The 19319-nt window shown below is 66.5% G+C and carries 14 protein-coding genes; 7 read left to right on the top strand and 7 right to left on the bottom strand.

All coding sequences use genetic code 11. The features are described 5' to 3' along the window. Nucleotides 1–17: 17 nt before the first annotated feature. The 4 genes from M3A49_RS28020 to apbC all read right to left on the bottom strand — a co-directional run bounded on the left by M3A49_RS28020 (nucleotide 18) and on the right by apbC (nucleotide 4886). Nucleotides 18–2297, bottom strand: coding sequence for an arginine/lysine/ornithine decarboxylase (locus tag M3A49_RS28020; RefSeq protein ID WP_266231921.1), 2280 nt, complete (start codon nucleotides 2295–2297; stop codon nucleotides 18–20). Nucleotides 2298–2378: 81 nt separating this feature from the next. Beyond that, nucleotides 2379–2948 carry a dCTP deaminase gene (dcd, locus tag M3A49_RS28015; RefSeq protein WP_028207739.1) on the bottom strand — a complete coding sequence of 190 codons (570 nt, stop codon included), beginning with the start codon at nucleotides 2946–2948 and terminating at the stop codon, nucleotides 2379–2381. Between the two features lie 143 nt (nucleotides 2949–3091). Beyond that, nucleotides 3092–3646, bottom strand: a complete 555-nt coding sequence (locus M3A49_RS28010) for a superoxide dismutase family protein (protein WP_254355982.1) — start codon at nucleotides 3644–3646, stop codon at nucleotides 3092–3094. A gap of 151 nt (nucleotides 3647–3797) precedes the next feature. Then, nucleotides 3798–4886 carry an iron-sulfur cluster carrier protein ApbC gene (apbC, locus tag M3A49_RS28005; RefSeq protein WP_254355981.1) on the bottom strand — a complete coding sequence of 363 codons (1089 nt, stop codon included), beginning with the start codon at nucleotides 4884–4886 and terminating at the stop codon, nucleotides 3798–3800. Nucleotides 4887–5204: 318 nt separating this feature from the next. Here apbC and M3A49_RS28000 point away from each other — a divergent pair, with 318 nt between their 5' ends. Both M3A49_RS28000 and metG read left to right on the top strand, forming a co-directional pair. Continuing rightward, the gene (locus M3A49_RS28000; RefSeq protein WP_266231920.1) at nucleotides 5205–5858 is read left to right on the top strand and encodes an OmpA family protein; all 654 of its coding nucleotides are present in this window, start codon (nucleotides 5205–5207) and stop codon (nucleotides 5856–5858) included. A 464-nt stretch (nucleotides 5859–6322) separates the two neighbouring features. After that, nucleotides 6323–8476, top strand: a complete 2154-nt coding sequence (gene metG, locus M3A49_RS27995; protein WP_266231919.1) for a methionine--tRNA ligase — start codon at nucleotides 6323–6325, stop codon at nucleotides 8474–8476. Between the two features lie 71 nt (nucleotides 8477–8547). Here the strand turns inward: metG and M3A49_RS27990 are convergent, their stop codons facing one another. Continuing rightward, nucleotides 8548–13035 carry a translocation/assembly module TamB domain-containing protein gene (locus tag M3A49_RS27990; protein ID WP_266231918.1) on the bottom strand — a complete coding sequence of 1496 codons (4488 nt, stop codon included), beginning with the start codon at nucleotides 13033–13035 and terminating at the stop codon, nucleotides 8548–8550. A gap of 61 nt (nucleotides 13036–13096) precedes the next feature. Beyond that, nucleotides 13097–14782 (bottom strand): autotransporter assembly complex protein TamA, encoded by a 1686-nt coding sequence (locus M3A49_RS27985; RefSeq protein ID WP_266231946.1) that lies wholly within the window; start codon nucleotides 14780–14782, stop codon nucleotides 13097–13099. 469 nt (nucleotides 14783–15251) lie between these two features. Between M3A49_RS27985 and M3A49_RS27980 the strand changes: the two genes are divergently transcribed. From M3A49_RS27980 to panD, 4 genes are all read left to right on the top strand, one after another. After that, nucleotides 15252–15437, top strand: a complete 186-nt coding sequence (locus M3A49_RS27980; protein WP_028207745.1) for a DUF3460 family protein — start codon at nucleotides 15252–15254, stop codon at nucleotides 15435–15437. Continuing rightward, on the top strand, nucleotides 15437–16351 hold the full coding sequence (locus M3A49_RS27975; RefSeq protein ID WP_266231917.1) for a segregation and condensation protein A: 915 nt from the start codon (nucleotides 15437–15439) through the stop codon (nucleotides 16349–16351). The genes M3A49_RS27980 and M3A49_RS27975 overlap by 1 nt, the downstream gene beginning before the upstream one ends. A 316-nt stretch (nucleotides 16352–16667) precedes the next feature. Next, nucleotides 16668–17510 (top strand): pantoate--beta-alanine ligase, encoded by an 843-nt coding sequence (gene panC / locus M3A49_RS27970; RefSeq protein ID WP_266231916.1) that lies wholly within the window; start codon nucleotides 16668–16670, stop codon nucleotides 17508–17510. 98 nt (nucleotides 17511–17608) lie between these two features. Beyond that, nucleotides 17609–17995, top strand: coding sequence for an aspartate 1-decarboxylase (panD, locus tag M3A49_RS27965; RefSeq protein ID WP_266231915.1), 387 nt, complete (start codon nucleotides 17609–17611; stop codon nucleotides 17993–17995). 54 nt (nucleotides 17996–18049) lie between these two features. Here panD and M3A49_RS27960 read toward each other — a convergent pair whose 3' ends face one another. Beyond that, entirely contained in the window at nucleotides 18050–18676 is a 627-nt protein-coding gene (locus M3A49_RS27960) for a ParA family protein (RefSeq protein ID WP_266231914.1), read from the bottom strand. Between the two features lie 208 nt (nucleotides 18677–18884). Between M3A49_RS27960 and M3A49_RS27955 the strand changes: the two genes are divergently transcribed. After that, nucleotides 18885–19304, top strand: a complete 420-nt coding sequence (locus M3A49_RS27955) for a PaaI family thioesterase (RefSeq protein WP_069265444.1) — start codon at nucleotides 18885–18887, stop codon at nucleotides 19302–19304. The last annotated feature ends 15 nt before the right edge of the window (nucleotides 19305–19319 follow it).

Raw genomic sequence — 19319 nt, 5'->3', positions numbered from 1 at the left:
CCCCTCCCCTCGCGCGTTCAGGCGCGCACGCAATCCACGAAATACTCGATGCGGCCGTTGATGGTCTCGCCCACGAGCCCGTGGATGTCGGTGTGGAAGCCCGGGAAGCGCTCGTTGAACTCGCGCGCGAACTTCAGATAATTCACGATCGTCTTGTTGAAGCGCTCGCCCGGAATCAGCAGCGGAATGCCCGGCGGATACGGCGTGAGCAGGATCGACGTGACGCGCCCTTCGAGTTCGTCGACAGGCACGCGGTCGATCTCGCGGTGCGCGAGCTTCGCGAATGCGTCCGAAGGCTTCATCGCAGGCTCCATGCTCGAGAGGTACATCTCGGTCGTGAGGCGCGCGATGTCGTTGGCGCGGTAGACGCTGTGGATCTGCTGGCATAGGTCGCGCAGGCCCACGCGCTCGTACATCGGATGCTGCGCGACGAATTCGGGCAGCACGCGCCACAGCGGCTGGTTGTTGTCGTAGTCGTCCTTGAACTGCTGGAGCTCGGTCACCATCGAGTTCCAGCGGCCCTTCGTGATGCCGATCGTGAACATGATGAAGAACGAGTACAGCCCGGTCTTCTCGACGATGATGCCGTGCTCGGCCAGGTACTTCGTCACAATCGCGGCCGGAATGCCGGTCTCGCCGAATTCGCCGTCCACGTCCAGACCCGGCGTGACGATGGTCGCCTTGATCGGGTCCAGCATGTTGAAGCCTTCCGCCAGCGCGCCGAAGCCGTGCCAGTGATCGTTCGGGCGCAGCATCCAGTCTTCGCGCGAACCGATGCCTTCTTCGGCCAGCTCGTCCGGCCCCCAGACCTGGAAGAACCAGTCGTCGCCGTATTCGGCGTCCACCTTGCGCATGGCGCGGCGGAAGTCGAGCGCTTCGGCGATCGACTCTTCCACCAGCGCCGGGCCGCCCGGCGCTTCCATCATCGCGGCGGCCACGTCGCACGACGCGATGATCGCGTACTGCGGCGACGTCGACGTGTGCATCAGATACGCCTCGTTGAAGCGGTGGCGGTCGAATGCGCTGTCTTCCGAGTCCTGCACGACGATCTGCGAGGCCTGCGAGATGCCGGCGAGCAGCTTGTGCGTGGAGTGCGTCGCGAACACCAGCGCCTTGGTGCGCGGACGGCCCGCGCCGATCGCATGCATGTCCTGGTAGAACTCGTGGAATTCGGCGTGCGGCAGCCAGGCTTCGTCGAAGTGCAGCGTGTCGAGCATGTCGCCGAGCAGATCCTTGATCATCTCGACGTTGTAGACCACGCCGTCGTAGGTGCTCTGCGTGATCGTCAAAATGCGCGGCTTCACGTTCGGATTCTTCGCGAGCGCCTCGCGGGCGAACGGATTCGCCTCGATCTTCTTGCGGATGTTTTCCGGCTTGAACTCGTCGCGCGGAATCGGGCCGATGATGCCGAAGTTGTTGCGCGTGGGCGTGAGGAACACGGGAATCGCGCCCGTCATCGTGATCGCGTGCAGGATCGACTTGTGGCAGTTGCGGTCCACCAGCACGATGTCGCCGGGCGCGACCGTTGCGTGCCAGACGATCTTGTTCGACGTGGACGTGCCGTTGGTCACGAAGAACACGTGGTCCGCGCTGAAGATGCGCGCCGCGTTGCGCTCCGAGGCCGCGACCGGGCCGGTGTGATCGAGCAGCTGGCCGAGTTCCTCGACCGCATTGCAGACGTCGGCGCGCAGCATGTTCTCGCCGAAGAACTGGTGGAACATCTGGCCGAGCGGATTCTTCAGGAACGCGACGCCGCCCGAGTGACCCGGGCAGTGCCACGAGTACGAACCTTCGTCGGCGTACTTGACGAGTTCCTTGAAGAACGGCGGCGCCAGCGCGTCGAGATACACGCGCGCTTCACGAATCACGTGGCGCGCGACGAACTCCGGCGTGTCCTCGAACATGTGGATGAAGCCGTGCAGCTCACGCAGGATGTCGTTGGGCAGATGGCGCGAGGTGCGCGTCTCGCCGTACAGGAAGATCGGGATGTCCGAGTTGCGCTTGCGCACCGCTTCCATGAACGCGCGCAGCGCGACGATGGCGGGGGCGTGCTCGGGCGCTTCCTCGTCCGAGCCTTCCACGTAGGGCAGCAGCTCGTCGTCGTCGATCGAGAGGATGAAGCAGGCGGCGCGGCTCGACTGCTGCGCGAACGACGTGAGGTCGCCGTAGCTCGTCAGCCCGAGGACTTCCGCGCCCTCTTTCTCGATGGCTTCGGCGAGCGCGCGGATGCCGGAACCCGAGATGTTCTCGGAGCGAAAGTCTTCGTCGATGATGACGACGGGAAAACGGAACTTCATGGGCGATTCTCCAAAAGAAACGACCGCTGCATATGACGCGCAGCGGTCCCCGTATGTCGTTGTGTCCGGTGGTTGTCTGCGTCAGGTCTTCGGCAGGGTGACGCCGTGCTGGCCTTGATACTTGCCGCCGCGATCCGCGTAGGAGACCTCGCAGATCTCATCGCTTTCGAAGAACAGCACTTGCGCCACCCCCTCGTTCGCGTAGATTTTCGCAGGCAAAGGTGTCGTATTTGAGAATTCGAGCGTGACGTACCCTTCCCACTCAGGCTCGAACGGCGTGACGTTCACGATGATCCCGCAGCGCGCATAGGTCGACTTGCCCAGACACACGGTCAGGACGTTGCGCGGAATGCGGAAATACTCGACCGTGCGCGCGAGCGCGAACGAATTGGGCGGGATGATGCAGACGTCGCCCTTGAAGTCCACGAACGACTTTTCGTCGAAGTTCTTCGGATCGACGATGGTCGAGTTGATATTCGTGAAGATCTTGAATTCGTCAGCGCAGCGGATGTCGTAGCCGTAGCTCGAGGTGCCGTAGCTCACGATCTTGCGGCCGTCTTCCGACATCCGGACCTGATCGCGCACGAACGGCTCGATCATCTTCTGCTCTTCGGCCATGCGCCGGATCCACTTGTCGGACTTGATTGCCATGTTCGCTACTTAACGAGAAAATCGGGTCGGGAAAGCACGCGGACGGCCCCACCGGGCGTGCGCCGCGTGCGAAAGGCGCCTATTTTACGCGATGTGGATCGGCATGCCTGGAACTGCGTTTCGCGCCGGCGCAAACGCCGCGCTCACTGGGCGCGGATCAGCCCGCAGGCGAGCGCCGGGCCCGTGCCGCGTTGCGGGTACGCGTAGGGGTCGATGGCGTCCCGGTGCACGATCACCGCGCGTTGCAGCACGGAGCGCACGCCGTCGAGCGAGACCTCGGGTGCAACGATAAAGCCCGACGCCACGCCGTTCGAATCCGCATGGATATTGCCGAGGTCGCCTTCCACGCGCACGCCGGGCTTCAGGCGCTCCGCGGCGGGCGCGAACACGGCGCCGGCGCTCGAGGCGTCGGTGGCGTTGCAGTCGCCGCGCTCGTGCACCTGTAATGCGTGATCGCTGTCGGGCTGCAGGCCCGCGAGGTTGTAGCTCACCTGCACGCCGTCCGAATGCTCGACGAACGAAACCGTGCCGCGCACCTGGCTGCCGACGGTGGGCAGCAACTGTGCGACTGCGCGCTTGTCCTGCTGCCCCATGAAGCTCGTGCAGCCCGCCAGCAGCACGCAGCCGCAAAGCGTGACGAGGGCGATCACCCAGACGACCTGCGCATTCCCCGCTTGCCTGTCGTGTCCTTTATCCATGCGATCCTCTTGCCGGGCGGCGGCAGCCCCGTTGCTGCCGCCATACCGGACCCGATGAAGCCCACATGATACCGCGCAGGCGGCGCGTCGCGCGCCTATCTGTCCCCATGCGCGGGGCGCGGCACAAGCGCGCCGCAGCCCGCACCGGAGCTCAGGTGTTCTGCACGACGATGGTCGGGAACTTCGAGGTCATGTCGCGGGCGCGCTCGGCGATCTGGATCGCCACGCGGCGCGCGATCGCCCGATAGATTTCCGCCACCGGCCCCTGCGGCGCGGCTACCACGGTGGGGTTGCCCGAATCGGCCTGCTCGCGAATGGCGATGTCGAGCGGCAGGCTGCCGAGCACTTCCACGCCGTACTCCTTCGCCATGCGCTCGCCGCCGCCCGCGCCGAAAATGTGCTCGGCGTGGCCGCAGTTCGAGCAGATGTGCACGGCCATGTTCTCGACGATGCCGAGAATCGGAATGCCCACCTTCTCGAACATCTTGAGGCCCTTCTTCGCGTCGAGCAGCGCGATGTCCTGCGGCGTCGTAACGATCACGGCGCCCGTGACGGGCACGCGCTGCGAGAGCGTGAGCTGGATGTCGCCGGTGCCCGGCGGCATGTCGACCACGAGATAGTCGAGCTCGCGCCAGTTCGTCTGACGCAGCAGCTGCTCGAGCGCGGAAGTCGCCATCGGGCCACGCCAGACCATCGGATTGTCCTGCTCGACCAGAAAGCCGATCGAGTTGGCCTGCACGCCGTGGCCTTCGAGCGGATTCATCGACTGGCCGTCGGGCGACTCGGGGCGGCCCTGGATGCCGAGCATCATCGGCAGCGAGGGGCCGTAGATGTCCGCGTCGAGCACGCCGACCGAAGCGCCTTCGGCAGCGAGCGCGAGCGCGAAATTCACGGCGGTCGTGCTCTTGCCCACGCCGCCCTTGCCCGAGGCCACGGCGACGATATTCTTCACGTTGGGCAGCAGCTTCACGCCGCGTTGCACCGTATGCGCGGTAATCTCGCTTCTAACCGCGACGCGGCTCGCCATCACGCCCGGCACGGCGGCGAGCGCCGCTTCGACCTGCACGCGCACCGCGTCGAACTGGCTCTTCGCCGGATAGCCGAGCACGATCTCGACGCCGACCGTCCCGCCTTCGACGGTGACGTTGCGCACGCCCTTGGCCACCGTGTAGGGATGGCCCGTGTTCGGATCCGTCAAGGCCGCGAGCGCGGCGTCGACCAAAGCCCGATCTATGCTCATTGAAACTCCGTGGGGAGAATGCCGGTCTGCATTAGCGCCGATCCGAGTGTGGACTGATCGCCTACGCGCCGGAAATCGAAAGAAATTGTTAAGCTGCATTGCGCAAAATTGCCCGACAGGGCACGCTTCGCGGCAGCATCGATTTTGTGTGCCGACCAGGTGGTCTCGAAGCCGCGACCTAGCGGCTTTCCGCCTGGCGGTGCAAACCTCAAGGCGTCATTGTAGTAGCTGCCGCCGCGCGCCGTTCGAAGACCCTGTTCGCATGCGGGGCCGCGGACGCCGCGGGCAGCGTCCGTTCCACTCAAGAAAGGAAAGCAAATGAACACAAAAATCCTGACTCGCCTGTCCGTCTTCGCCGTTGCCGGGGCGCTCGTCGCCGGCTGCGCGACGCAGCAGGGCACCAACACGGCTGTCGGCACGGGTGTCGGCGCAGGCACGGGTGCGGCGATCGGCGCCATCTTCGGCGGCGGCAAGGGCGCGGCAATCGGCGCAGGCGCGGGCGCACTGGTCGGCGGCATCACCGGCTACAACTGGCAGAACATCCACAACAAGCTCTCGGGCGCCACCAAGGGCACCGGCACGAAGATCACCGAGCAGCCGGACGGCTCGCTCAAGCTCGACATCCCGAGCAATGTGACGTTCGACACCAGCAGCTACGCGATCAAGCCGTCGTTCGCGCCGGTGCTCGACCAGGTCGCGCAGACGCTCCAGCAGAACCCGGAAGTGGTTGCGCAGGTGGTCGGCCATACGGATAACACGGGCTCCGCCGCGTACAACCAGACGCTGTCGGTCAACCGCGCCCAGAGCGTCGTGAATTACCTCGCGTCTCGCGGCATTCAGATGCAGCGCATGTCGGCAGAGGGACGCGGCGATACGCAACCGATCGCCGACAACAACACCGAAGCGGGCCGCGCTGCTAACCGCCGCGTGGAAATGTACCTGCGCGCGACGTCGCAGCACCAGGGCGGCTAAGCCGGCCAGGCGCAGTCGCCGGAATGCAGTTGCCAGCGACTGCGCCGCAAAAGAGCGACACATCAGCGGGGCGGCAGTCATGCTGCCCCGTTTGCATTTCGATGCGGGCCGAAAGACGCGCTCCGAAATCCTTGCTGGACGGCCATCCGACCCCCGCTTCCACGCGCTGGAAGAGAATCGAAAAAATTTTCGAACTCTCGGGAGAACGTGCTGTCTCTCTTTACGGTACGTGTGCGGCAGTGCCGCCGCGTCACCATTCTCCTCTTGTCGTTGTTGCTCCGGGGCCATTCTTGCCCCGGTTTTTTTTGGCCGCGATTTGTGCGACGCAGCATGACTGTTGCTTGCGCAGCCCGCGCTCCCTCCAGGCATTTCGCATACGAGCGTCCACCTGCCCGCCGAACGGTGGTGCGCCCGCCCTGCTAAAATCGCGCTTTCCCCCCGCAACATCGGACTTCCCCTCACTTATGCCAGCACCCGCCACCGACCTCGCTGCAGCCGGCGCGCACGCCAATCAAAGCGGCCGCCGCCAGGTTCTCGTTACGTCTGCTCTGCCGTACGCCAACGGTCAGATCCACATCGGCCACCTGGTCGAGTACATCCAGACGGACATCTGGGTTCGCGCGCTGCGAATGCATGGCCACGAGGTCTACTACGTCGGTGCCGACGACACGCACGGCACGCCCGTCATGCTGCGCGCGGAGAAGGAAGGCCTCACGCCGCAGCAGCTGATCGCGCGCGTGTGGCAGGAGCACAAGCGCGACTTCGACAGCTTCGGCGTCTCGTTCGACAATTACTATTCGACGGACTCCGAAGAGAACCGCGTGCTCTCCGAGTCGGTCTATCTGGCGCTCAAGGAAGCAGGTTTCATCGAGACACGCGACATCGAGCAGGCCTACGACCCGGTCAAGAACATGTTTCTGCCGGACCGCTTCATCAAGGGCGAGTGCCCGAAGTGCGGCGCGAAGGACCAGTACGGCGACAGCTGCGAAGTGTGCGGCTCGACCTACGCGCCGACTGATCTGAAGAATCCGTACTCGGTGGTCTCGGGCGCAACCCCCATCCGCAAGACCTCGACGCACCACTTCTTCCGCCTCTCGGACCCGCGCTGCGAAGACTTCCTGCGCGGCTGGGTGAGCGGCCTCGCGCAACCGGAAGCGACCAACAAGATGCGCGAGTGGCTCGGCGAGTCGGGCGAATCGAAGCTCGCCGACTGGGACATCTCGCGCGACGCACCCTACTTCGGCTTCGAGATTCCGGGCGCGCCTGGCAAGTACTTCTACGTGTGGCTCGACGCGCCGGTCGGCTATTACGCGAGCTTCAAGAACCTGTGCGAGAAGCGCGGCCTCGATTTCGAGGCATGGGTGAAGGCCGGCTCGAAGACGGAGCAGTACCACTTCATCGGCAAGGACATCCTGTATTTCCATACGCTGTTCTGGCCGGCCATGCTGCAATTCTCGGGTCATCGCACGCCGACCAACGTCTTCGCGCACGGCTTTTTGACCGTGGACGGCGCGAAGATGTCGAAGTCGCGCGGCACCTTCATCACGGCGGAAAGCTATGTGACCACGGGCCTGAACCCCGAGTGGCTGCGCTACTACTTCGCCGCGAAGCTCAACAGCACCATGGAAGACCTCGACCTGAACCTCGAAGACTTCCAGGCGCGCGTGAACAGCGACCTCGTCGGCAAGTACATCAACATCGCAAGCCGCGCGGCGGGCTTCCTGATCAAGCGCTTCGAAGGCCGCGTGCAAGATAGCGCGATGCATCATCCGCTGCTCGAGCAACTGCGCGCCGCGATTGCGCAAATCGCTGCGCACTACGAAGCGCGCGAATACAGCCGCGCACTGCGCCAGACGATGGAGCTCGCCGACGCCGTGAACGGTTACGTCGATACGGCCAAGCCGTGGGAGCAGGCCAGGGATCCCGCCAACTCGGCGGCGCTGCACGAGACCTGCAGCGTGAGCCTCGAAGCGTTCCGCCTGCTTTCGCTCGCTCTGAAGCCGGTGCTGCCCACGCTCGCAGAAGGCGTCGAACAGTTCCTCGCGATCGAGCCGCTGACCTGGGCCGATGCAGGCAAGGCACTCTCGTCGCAACAGCCGATCAACGCGTACAAGCACCTGATGACACGCGTCGATCCGAAGCAGATCGAAGCGCTGCTCGCCGCCAACCGCGATTCGCTGCAGGCAACCGAAGCGCCTGCCGCTGCGGCTGCGGATGCGAACAAGAAGTCGAAGGCTGCCAATGAAGCGAAGAAACCTGCCGCCGATGAAACGCCGGAAATCATCTCGATCGATGACTTCGCGAAGATCGACCTGCGCGTGGCGCTGATCGTCGACTGCAACCTCGTCGAAGGATCGGACAAGCTGCTGCAACTCACGCTCGACGTGGGCGAGGAAAAAACGCGCAACGTGTTCTCGGGTATCCGTTCGGCGTACAAGCCGGAAGACCTCAAGGGCAAGCTCACGGTGATGGTGGCGAACCTCGCGCCGCGCAAGATGAAGTTCGGCATGTCCGAAGGCATGGTGCTCGCGGCTTCCGCCGCCGACGAGAAGGCCGAACCGGGTCTGTACATTCTCGAACCGCATAGCGGCGCGAAGCCGGGCATGCGGGTCAGGTAACACCGTCTCGCCGGTGTCGTGTGAAACGCCCCTTGCGAGGGGCGTTTTTTTGCGCCTGGCTTTTCGAGGCGCTAGCGGCGAAGCCGATCGAAACGCCGCGTATAAAGAATATCGGCGCCGTTGAAGGTGCCGCCGTACACCACGAGCGACCAGTAACGCGAGAGGTTGATCGTGGCCTTCACCGCGTTCGACGCCGACTGCAGGCCCTGCTCATAGCCGATCACGAGACGCTGGTTGATGGCCTTGGCGATCATCACGACCTCGGTGTCGGTCAGGCCCACCTCGCTGCGCCCGATCGAAAATTCGTCGAGGCCGATGCTCTGCGCAATGCGCTTGCCTTGCGCGCTGCCGAGCAGGGCGAGCGCCGTCGTCATCGCGCTCTGCTGGCCGAGGTTGTTGCCCTGGTCGGTGCCGTGCCCGAATAGCAGCCAGGAGAGCTTTTCGTTATCGGGCACGCTGGGCTCGGAAACGAGACGCACCGACGGCGCCTGCACGGTGCCGGTGACCTGCACGCCCGCCTCAACCTGCTGGTTGCGCCGCATGGCGAGAATGTTGATGCCTGGATTGCCCACCGGCCCGTTGAACGTGAAGAAGCCGTTTTCGATATTGAGCTTGGTGCCGAACGCCGTGTACGTGGAGCCTTCGGTCACGCGCACGTTGCCGACCGCGCGCAGCGGGACGTCCGGCTCGCTGTTGACCGAGATCGTGCCCGCAAGGCCCAGATCCGCGCCCTGCCCGCGGAAGCGGAAGTCGTGGCCAAGATCGATGTCGATGTTTGCACGCGGCGCGAAGCGCGGCGCGGGCCTGGTCGATGCCGTTTCCTCGATGGGCGGCCTGCCGCCGACCGTCGTGCCGTCGGGGCGCACGATCACGACGTCGTCGCCGAGCGAAGGTGCGGGTAACTCGGGCATGTCGAAGAGCGCGTGATCGACGGTGAACTTGCCGTCGATCTGCATGCCGCCCAGATGCCCGCCGTTGGCGATGCTCGCGCTGCCGGACAGCGACAGCTTGCGGTCGGGCGAAGCGAAAAGCTCGAGCTTGTCCGCGACAATGCTAGCGGTGAGATCGGGCTCGGCGTTGTCGAGGCGCACCTGGCCCTTTGCGCGCAGCGTGCCGCTCGTCGCGCCGTGGAACTCCACCTGCTGGAAGTCGACGAGGTTCTGCGAGAGCGCGATGCGGATCACGCCGTCCTTCAACTCCACGCCCTGGTCGACCACGGTGGCCGAGATGCCGTCGCCGACCAGCGAGCCCGTGAGATTCGGCTTCGCGACCGTGCCGCCGAGCGCGAGTTGCAGCGCGAGATGGCCGTCGAGCAGGTAAGTCGGGCCGAGCATGCCGCCCGTGTTCCTGAGCGAGGGCACGTTCGCCTTGATGGTGCCGCCGATCGGCGCCTCGTCCGCGACAGTGAGAATGCCGTCGCGCGGCAAGAGTGTCGTGTAGGCATCGATGTCGAGCATGCCCACGCGGCTCGCCTGCGCATGCGCCGTGAGCGTGAGGCGGTTGCCGCCGCTGAAGGCCGCGCGCACGTTGAGCTCGCCCACGCCGAGCGAGGCAAAGCCGCGGCCGACCTCGGTCGTGATGTCGCCCGAGCGGCGCTTGATCTGCACATAGCCGGTGGCCGTCGGGCCGACGGCAAAGTCCCAGTCGCCGTCGAAGATCAGGTCGGTCCGGAGCGTGGACGGCACGCCCGTGAACTGCTGCCGGATCTGCATGATGCGCGCGAGCGACACGTTGGTGAGCGTGCCCGCCGAGCGGATGCGGCCATGGTCGAGATCGAACGATTTCAGGTCGAGCGACGCGCCTTCCCCCGCAATACGCGTCGCGCCAAGCGTGACCTTGCCGGGGCCCGCGCTCACCGTGAGCGGCGACTGCAGTTTCACACCGGGCACGCCGCGGTTCTCGAGTTGCGTCACCGTGCCGTTCCAGCGCGTGCCTTCGCGCGTGTCCTGGAGGCCGCCGTTGGCCGCCACGACGAAGTCGATCGGCTGGCCCTGCACCTTGCCCTTCGCGCTCGCGCTGAGCGTGTGCTTCGCGCGCGTGCCGTCGAGGCGCGCGGTGAGCGTCGCGATGTCGACGCCCGCCACGGCAATGTCGCTCGCGTCGGTGCTGAAGGCGAGCGCGCCGTTCGCGCCGTCGCGCGCGAGCGCCCGGCCCTCGGCATGGCCGACGCGGTTATCGCCGAACACCACGTGGTCGGCCTTGTAGTCGAGCGAGACGTCGGGATGCGCGAAGGTGCCGGTCACGTCGCCGTTCGCCGCGAGCTGGCCCGCGATGCCAAAGCCGAGCCGGTCGAGCTGCGGCGCATCCACGCGAAAGCGCAGGCGGTCGCCCCGCGCGCCGAAGCTGCCTTGCAGATCCACGGTATTGCCCGCGACCGAGAGGTTCGCGCGGCTTGGCAGAATACGCGAGCCCGCCAGCTGGATAAGGCCCTGGCCCGTGAGCGGCAGGTCGTCGTAGACGCTCGGGCCGAGCTTGAACTCGGCCCGCGTCGTGAAGGTGGGCGCGAGTGTGCCGCTCGCATTGAGCGTGCCGTTCACGCGCGCCTCGATGCGCCGGCCTGCGGGACGCGTGGCGGGCCGCGGCTTCGCTACGGGTTCGGCCGCCCCGGCCTGCTCGGTCTGTTTCGCGTTCTCCACGCGCTTTTGCTCGGCGGCCTGCTCGCCCGATTGCGCGGGATTGAGCGACGGGTTGAGCGCCGGATTGAGCGCGAGATTGCGTTGCGGGTTGAGCGCATCGGCGGCGGGTTGGGCCGCGGGTCGCGGCCGGGCGGCCGGCGCGGGCGACTTCGCGGCCGGGCGCGCCGGCGTTTGCGACGTGAGCGACAACGGATCGAAATTGGTCAGCACCGCCTTGAGTTGATACGTGGAACTGGCGTCGTGCTTGAGCGCGCCCGACAGGTCGATGCGCCCCGCCCCCGAAGTCAGCCGCACGTCGTTGAGCGAGAGGCGCGCGGGGTCCTGCGTGATTTTGCCCTGCACGCGCAGCGCCGCCCGCGGATCGACGAGATCGAGTGTGACGCTCTGCACGTCGCCGTTCAGCCGCACGCCGACCGGCCCCGCGAATTGCGTGGCGCGCACGCTCGACTGGATCGCGTTGAGGTCGAGGGCGGCCACCTTCAGGTCGAAGCGCCCGTCGCGCCCGCTGATCGTGCCGCCGCCGGTGATCGTCGCGTTCTTCACGAGACGCACGGCGAGCTTCGGGATGCGCTGCGTCTTCGCATCGAGCACGACATCGGCGTGGGCGTCGATGAGCGGCAGCAGCTTTTCGTCGATGGCGCCCGGCTTCGCGTTCACGATCGAGACCGCGCCCGCCACCGTGAAGCCAGCCGCATTGCTGCGCGCGCGCGCCGCGTCGGCTGCGCCCGAGGCGGCGGAGGCAGCCGCGGCATCGGGCTTCGCGCCACCCGCTGGCGCCGATGCCGACGCCGGCACGGAAGCCGGCGTCACGTCCGACACCGCCGCCGCCCCCGACGCTACCGCTGCGAGCGCCGCCGGCACGCCCGCCGCACCGCCCGGCACTGGCTGCAACTGCGCACGCACCGCGAGGTCGGCGAACGGCGCGCCCGGCGCAAACGCCTGCGGATTGACATGATCGAACGCAAGCGTGACGCGCTGCAGCGGCACGGAAGCAAACGGCGTGGCCTCCACATGCGCGCGGCCGGTGAGCTTCATGCCGCTTGCCTCGACATCAGCCGTGAGCGCCTCGAGCGAGCCGGCGAGGTTTGCGCTGACCTGCACGTCTTCGCCGTTCACCTTGCCGGAGTAGCCCAGGTCGCCCGTGAGCGCGAACGGCCGCACACCGTCGAGCTTCGCCTCGGCGCTCACCGCGCCAAAGGCCGTGTCGAGACGCTCGATGGCGGCCTCGTGATGGCGGCCGTCGCTGCGTCCGTGGAACTGGAAGTGCGAGAACTCGTTGGTCGAGGTGTCTTCGTGCACCGTGAGCTTGTCCACCTGCAGGTCGCGGATCTCGAGCCCGAGCGGCAGCTGCAGGTTTTCCGGCAGCTTCATGGGCGAGGAAGGCTCGTGCGACGGCACGATGCGCATCTCGATGTCGCCGGCGTGCAGATAATCCACCACGAAGCGCCAGGGTTTCTGGCCGAAACCCTGCAGCTCCCATTGGCCGCCGATGCGGTCGACCTTGAGCGTGGTGCCGTCCGTCCCGCGCCAGCTCACGTTGGAAAAACGCACACCGGTCGCGAGCGTGCCGCCTTCGAGCCTGCCCGCGAGCTTGCCGTCGAGCAGCCTGACTGCCGCGCGCCACGCGTAGGCCGTGCCGCGCTCGGTGGTCAGCACGCCATAGAGCAAGCCGGCGACGAGCCCGACGAGCAGCACCGGCACGACGATCGCCCAGGCAAGCGCCTTCCAGAGCCGCGGCCCGCGGCGCCGCGGCGGCGCACCATTGTTGTCACCTGCACCGCCCGCGCCGCCGGCGCCGCCATTGCGTCCGTGGCCGCCGGGTTCACCGCGCGCATCATCGTCCGGGCTGCGACCAGCCTCCCCCGGCGGCACCGCGAACGTGGCCGGGAGCCATGCCATCGCAGCGAGACGACGCGCGCTCATGCCGCCCCCTCGCCGTGCGGCGAAGAAGGCGTTGAAAAGCGGAACAGCGAGCGCGTCATCATCAGAAGGCGATCCCGAGTGTCAGATAAGGCCGCACGCTGTGAGTGCGAAAGCCATAGGCCAGATCGAGGTTGACCGGCCCGACGGGGCTGCGCCAGCGCGCGCCGATACCCGCGCCCGGATCGAACTCCTTTTCGCCCCAGGTGTCGGTGGCGGTGCCGACGTCGAAGAACGCTGCGCCGCCCCAGTCGTGACTGAACCAGTGCTGGTACTCGGCTGAGCCGGTGACGAGGTACTTGGTCGGCAGGATCGAGCCCGACTGGTCGTTACCGATGCTCTGGAATGAGTAGCCGCGCACCGAGTTCGAACCGCCTGCACGGAACAGCAGCGACGCGGGGATACCGTTCGACGGGCCGCTCGTGAACACGCCGCCCAGTTCCGCGCGGAACACCATGATGTCGCTGTGGCCGATCGGCAGGTATTGCTGGCCGCGCATGTAGGCGCGCAGGAAGCTTTGCTCGGCGCCCACGTTCTTGAGCGCGAGGCCCGCCTCCATGCGGATGATGTTGCCCGAGCGCGGAAAGAGCGGGTCGTCGACGTTGCGGCGCGTCCAGCCCCACGTCGGCACGAGCGCATAGGCCCGCGAGGACGGCCCCACGTTCTGCGTGAGGCGGTCGTCGTAGAACATCAGCGCGTACGCGTAGTCGATGTTCTGCGAGGTGCGCGTGCGCTGGACCCCGACACGCGCGCTATAGATGTTCGTGTCCGAGACGTCGGTGGTCGTGTAGGACGCGACGAGGCTGTTGGTCCAGGCGCGCGGCCCCGGCGGCATCGAAAGCTGGACCTGACCGAACTTCTGGATCTGGTCGAGCCGCCCCTGCACCTGGAACGGCCACGCCGCCCCGAACGTGTTCAGGTAGGTGTAGGAACCCTGGACGTGCGCGCCGGTGTCGGTCGAATAACCCACGCCGCCGCGGAAGTTGTTGTAGGGGAACTCGCTCACCTTCACATGCACGGGCGTCTCGAGCGGCTTTTGCGTGTTCGCGTCGACGTCGATCGCCACGCTCGCGTAGTACGGCGTGTTCTGCACCTGGCGCTGCAGTTCGGCCACGCGCTTCAGGTCGTAGATTTCGCCCGGCGAGAGCGGATTCACGTTGTCGATGATGTAGCCCGGATAGCGCCGCGGGCCCGAAACATCGAGCTTGCCCAGCGTGAAGGTCGGCCCGCTGTCGAACGTTACGGAAAGTTGCGCGTCATGTCTGAGCGGATCGACCCGCGCCTCCGAAAACGCGATCTTGGCGCCGAGGTAGCGGCGCGCCTGCAGTGCCTTGAGCGAGGCGTTCTTGGCGTCGTCCCAGCCCGACTGCGTAAAGGCGTCGCCGTCGTGCAGCGAGAACGCGAAGCGCGCGGTGTTCTCCTGCGCCGGGTCTTCCGTGAGGACCGGGCCGCGAAACACAAGCTTCACCGAGGAAATCGTCGTGCGCGGCCCCGGATCGACGCTCACGCGCACGTGCCGCCTGCCGTCGATCGTGCGCACGTCGGTACGCACGACCGGCGTGAAATAGCCCGCCGTCGAGGCGAGGTCGCGTACCTGCTGCGGCGCCGCGGTCACGAGGAACTCGAACTGGTCCTCGTTCACGTCGGCGCGCGTGGCAAAGCGCGCAATGTCGAGGTGCGTCTCGAGCAGCTTGCGCAGGTCGCGCGGCGAGGCCTGGATATCGACGTCGTAGTAGGTGCGCGGGCGCATCCACGGCAGCAGGGTGGTCAGGATGTCGGCCCGGGCGGGCGGCGTCACGGCGCAGAACTCGGCGAGGCACACGATCAGGCACGCGGCGAGCCGTGGCCGCGCCGCCCGCGAGGGGCGCCGCCGTGCGCACCATGCTTCGATCACCCATCCCGCCAAACGCCACCTCCGGCCGTCGTAGAACTGGTTGCCACCGGTTGCGCCGCTCGCGCGCAGGGCACGGGAAGCGGCAACGGGCGCAAACGCGTTATTTCACCACATCGGCGCGTCAAAACCCCAGGAGGAGGCGCAAAGCGTGCCACAACGCCGGCGCAGCCGGACGCATGGCGCGCGCGGAGCGGCCCGAGGCATGGCCGACGCGCGCTGCGCCCGCGCGGATGTTCCGCGGCGTTGGCTTGCGGTAAAATTGCCGCCGACAGAACTAGCGGCGCGGCGCAATCAGGCGCCCCGCCTTATTGGACGGACGTCAGCCATGTATCAGTCGGACATCACGCAGTTCATCAACCAGCTCAAGCAGCAAAAGCCGCAGCTCGAAGAACAGCAACGCAAGGGCCGCGCGCTCCTGTGGGACAAGCAGCCGATCGACCTCGACGAGCGCGAGCGCCAGCAGGCTTCGCGCGTGAGGCAAACGTCTTACGTCTACTACCAGAACTTCTGATGGCCGAGGCCGACGGAGCCGGCGCGCCGCCCGCAGGCGAGCACGCGGCCAGTCACGCGGGCCACGCTGCCGGGCAAACGCCCGGTGAGGCGCTGACCACGCCCGCAACCGACTCGACGCCCGACACGGTCGACGGCGTCGCGTTCGCACGCCTTTACGGCGAGCCGCTCTTCAAGCTCCCGCAGGACCTCTACATCCCGCCGGACGCGCTCGAAGTCTTCCTCGAGACCTTCGAAGGCCCGCTCGACCTGCTGCTGTACCTCATCCGCAAGCAGAACTTCAACGTCCTCGACATCCCGATGGCGGATGTCACGACCCAGTACCTCGGCTATGTCGAGCAACTGCGCAAGACCAACCTCGAACTCGCAGCCGAATATCTGCTGATGGCGGCCATGCTCATCGAGATCAAGTCGCGCATGCTGCTGCCTGTGAAGAAGGCCGATACCGGCGAGGAAGCCGAGGACCCGCGCGCCGAACTCGTGCGCCGCCTGCTCGAATACGAGCAGATGAAGCTCGCCTCTCAGCGCCTGGACCAGTTGCCGCAGCTCGGCCGCGATTTCCTGCGCGCCGAGGTCTTTATCGAACAGAGCATCACGCCGCGCTTTCCCGACGTGGACAGCAACGACCTGCGCGCCGCGTGGGCCGACGTCATCAAGCGCGCGAAGCTCGTCCAGCACCACAAGATCTCGCGCGAGGAGCTCTCGGTGCGCGAGCACATGAGCATCATCCTGCGCCGGCTCCAGGGCGAGCGTTTCATGGAGTTCTGCGAGCTGTTCGACACCACGCGCGGCGTGCCCGTCGTGATCGTGAACTTTATCGCCATGCTGGAGCTGTCGCGCGAATCGCTCATCGAGATCACCCAGCCCGAGCCGTTCGCGCCGATTTACGTGCGGCTCGCGTATTTGCCTGCCTGATTCCTGGGCCGCCCTTGCCCGGGCCCGCGCGCGGCGAGCCAATAAATAGCACCGCATCGCGCAGGACCCTCCGCCGGGCCGCACAGCGGAACGCCAGGACAACTCCCTACCCGAGGCGGGTGCGCCGCATGCACAAATCCACTACAATCGCCCGCGCCTGCCCGGTCTCGTCCCATATACGGGGCACACGAAACACTTGCCGCGCCACCCGCGCGGACCGGGCGCGCGACGTCCGCTCGCGGCCCTTCGTCCGGGTCTCTGGCTTGCGGCCGTGCCACCCAAGTCTTGCCCCGCGCGAGGCACAAAGCATCCGATCATGAAAGTCATTAGCTCGATTCAGGAATTGCGCGACCAGATGCGCGGCCAAAACCGCACCGCGTTCGTGCCGACCATGGGCAACCTGCACGAAGGCCATCTCTCGCTGATGCGCCTCGCACGCCAGCACGGCGACCCGGTCGTAGCGAGTATCTTCGTCAACCGGCTGCAGTTCGGCCCGAACGAGGACTTCGACAAGTATCCGCGCACGCTTCAGGACGACATCGAGAAGCTGCAGAAGGAAAACGTCTACGTGCTGTTCGCGCCGACCGAGCGCGACATGTATCCGCAGCCGCAGGAGTACCGCGTGCGGCCGCCGCACGACCTGGGCGACATTCTGGAAGGCGAATTCCGCCCCGGCTTCTTCGAGGGCGTGTGCACGGTCGTCATGAAACTGATGTCGTGCGTGCAGCCGCGCGTGGCCGTGTTCGGCAAGAAGGACTACCAGCAGCTCATGATCATGCGCGGGATGTGCCAGCAGTTCGCGCTGCCGACCGAGATCGTCGCCGCGGAAACCGTGCGCGACACCAACGGCCTCGCGCTCAGCTCACGCAACCGCTATCTGGGCGACGCCGAGCGCGCCGAGGCGCCGCAACTGGCGGGCGTGCTGCGCGCGATCCGCGAGTCGGTGCTGTCGGGCCGCCGCGACTTCCAGCAGCTCGAACTCGACGCCATGGCGACGCTCGCCGCGCGCGGCTGGAAGCCCGACTACATTGCGATCCGCAAGCGCGCGAACCTGCTGCCGCCCGCGCCGGGCGTGGCCGGCGACGCCGAGTCGCCGCTCGTCGTGCTGGCTGCCGCCAGGCTCGGCGCGACGCGCCTGATCGACAACCTCGAGATCTGAGGCCCGCGGGCGGCCGCGCCGTCCCGCTTTCACCCGATAGCCCCAGATTCCGCCTACCCGCGGCGGGCCGCGCGCCCGCCCGCCTGAGGAGACCCTCCATGCAACGCCATATGCTCAAGTCGAAGATCCACCGCGTCGCGGTCACGCACTGCGAGCTGCACTACGAAGGCTCGTGCGCCATCGACGAAAACCTGCTCGAAGCGGCGAACATCGTCGAAAACGAGCGCATCGACATCTGGAACATCAACAATGGCGAGCGCTTCACGACCTACGCGATCAAGGGCGAGCGCGGCAGCGGGATGATCTCGCTGAACGGCTCGGCCGCACGCCGCGCGCAACTGGGCGACCTCGTGATCATCGCAGCCTTCGCGAACGTGGAAGAGGAAGAGCTCAAGGCCGGCTGGAAGCCGGACCTCGTGTTCGTGGACGAGAACAACCGCGTCAAGGGCAGCCGCGACCACGTGCCCACGCAAAGCTGGAGCTAAAACGCGGGTCTGGCCGGCGCGGCTCATCGGGCCCGCGCCGCCGTCCCTGCACGCTTATTTGCCGTCGACCCAGCCGAGAATCGACTGCCACTGGTCGAGGTCCTTCTCGACCCGGCTCTTCGCGACGTCCCACAGCGTAAGGCCGTGCGCGGCGAGCTGCACGTAGTTCTGGGTGTCGCGCAGATAGCCCAGCACGGGCAGCTCCAGGCCCTCGACGAAGCGCTGCAGCTGCTCGGCCGAGCGCGTGCGCGCGTCCACCCGCATGCCCACCACGCCCACCTGGATCGCGCCCTTGCGCACGGCCTTTTCCTTGGCCAGGCGGTTCAGGAAGTCCTGGGTGGCGAGAATGTCGAACATCGAGGGCTGCAGCGGCACGATCACCCTGTCCGCCAGCTCGATGATCGCCCCGAGCCGGTTGCCGTGCAGGCCGGCGGGCGTGTCGATGACTGCGTGCTCGAGCCCCTTGGGCGGCTTCGCCGGGTTGTCCAGATCGACCTCCCAGCTTTCGATGGCCGGCAGCGTCGCGGGCCGCAGATCGAGCCAGGCGTGCGAGGACTGCTGCCGGTCGAGGTCCGCGAGCGCCACCCACTCGCCCTGCGCGGCGAAATAGCCGGCCAGATTGGTGGACAGCGTGCTCTTTCCCACGCCGCCCTTGGGATTCGCCACCACGATTACCGTCATGAATGCTCCCGTCAGGATGGCTGGCGCATGGCCAGCCGGATTGCCGTGATTTTGCGTGATGCGTTCTTCGATACCTGGCGAGGCGCCTTGCAGACGAGCCGGCGCCCCGAATCAACCGTCCGATATTATCGGCAAATTGCGCGCCGCCGAAGCCCCCCACGAGCGCGCACCCGCAATGTTCATATCAAATCAAGGAGACTGACCGAGCATGAGCACGCTACGCCACGACATCACGATCGAATCCCTGCTCGAACGACAGCGCGGCCGCCTGCCCGATTTGCTGGGCTTTCGCCCGCTAGTCCTCGAGCAAGGCCTGCTGCGCGCCGAACTCGACGTGCGCAGCGACCTGCTCGCCCCCAATGGCTTCCTGCACGCCGCCACGGTAATCGGCCTCGCCGACACGGCCTGCGGCTACGCCTGCCTCGCGCACCTGCCGCCCAACGCGAAGAACTTCACGACCATCGAGATCAAGAGCAATCATCTCGGCACTGCACGCGAAGGCACGATCTCGGCCGTGGCGAAGGGCGTGCACCTCGGGCGCAGCACCCAGGTCTGGGACGCCACCGTGAGCGGCCCGGACGGCAAGACCATCGCGCTGTTCCGCTGTACGCAGATGGTGCTTTACTGAGCCGGTCAGCCGCGC

It is taken from the genome of Paraburkholderia sp. CNPSo 3076, from assembly GCF_026343935.1.
GTDB lineage: Bacteria > Pseudomonadota > Gammaproteobacteria > Burkholderiales > Burkholderiaceae > Paraburkholderia > Paraburkholderia nodosa.
The sequence above is the reverse complement of the archived record's forward strand: the minus strand, read 5'-3'. Positions and strand labels throughout refer to the sequence as shown.

Bases quoted from the DNA above. Each gene is read 5' to 3' on its own strand.
- M3A49_RS28020 (WP_266231921.1), bottom strand. From the start codon at position 2,297: ATGAAGTTCCGTTTTCCCGTCGTCATCATCGACGAAGACTTTCGCTCC.
- dcd (WP_028207739.1), bottom strand. From the start codon at position 2,948: ATGGCAATCAAGTCCGACAAGTGGATCCGGCGCATGGCCGAAGAGCAG.
- M3A49_RS28010 (WP_254355982.1), bottom strand. From the start codon at position 3,646: ATGGATAAAGGACACGACAGGCAAGCGGGGAATGCGCAGGTCGTCTGG.
- apbC (WP_254355981.1), bottom strand. From the start codon at position 4,886: ATGAGCATAGATCGGGCTTTGGTCGACGCCGCGCTCGCGGCCTTGACG.
- M3A49_RS28000 (WP_266231920.1), top strand. From the start codon at position 5,205: ATGAACACAAAAATCCTGACTCGCCTGTCCGTCTTCGCCGTTGCCGGG.
- metG (WP_266231919.1), top strand. From the start codon at position 6,323: ATGCCAGCACCCGCCACCGACCTCGCTGCAGCCGGCGCGCACGCCAAT.
- M3A49_RS27990 (WP_266231918.1), bottom strand. From the start codon at position 13,035: ATGAGCGCGCGTCGTCTCGCTGCGATGGCATGGCTCCCGGCCACGTTC.
- M3A49_RS27985 (WP_266231946.1), bottom strand. From the start codon at position 14,782: ATGCGCCCGCGCACCTACTACGACGTCGATATCCAGGCCTCGCCGCGC.
- M3A49_RS27980 (WP_028207745.1), top strand. From the start codon at position 15,252: ATGTATCAGTCGGACATCACGCAGTTCATCAACCAGCTCAAGCAGCAA.
- M3A49_RS27975 (WP_266231917.1), top strand. From the start codon at position 15,437: ATGGCCGAGGCCGACGGAGCCGGCGCGCCGCCCGCAGGCGAGCACGCG.
- panC (WP_266231916.1), top strand. From the start codon at position 16,668: ATGAAAGTCATTAGCTCGATTCAGGAATTGCGCGACCAGATGCGCGGC.
- panD (WP_266231915.1), top strand. From the start codon at position 17,609: ATGCAACGCCATATGCTCAAGTCGAAGATCCACCGCGTCGCGGTCACG.
- M3A49_RS27960 (WP_266231914.1), bottom strand. From the start codon at position 18,676: ATGACGGTAATCGTGGTGGCGAATCCCAAGGGCGGCGTGGGAAAGAGC.
- M3A49_RS27955 (WP_069265444.1), top strand. From the start codon at position 18,885: ATGAGCACGCTACGCCACGACATCACGATCGAATCCCTGCTCGAACGA.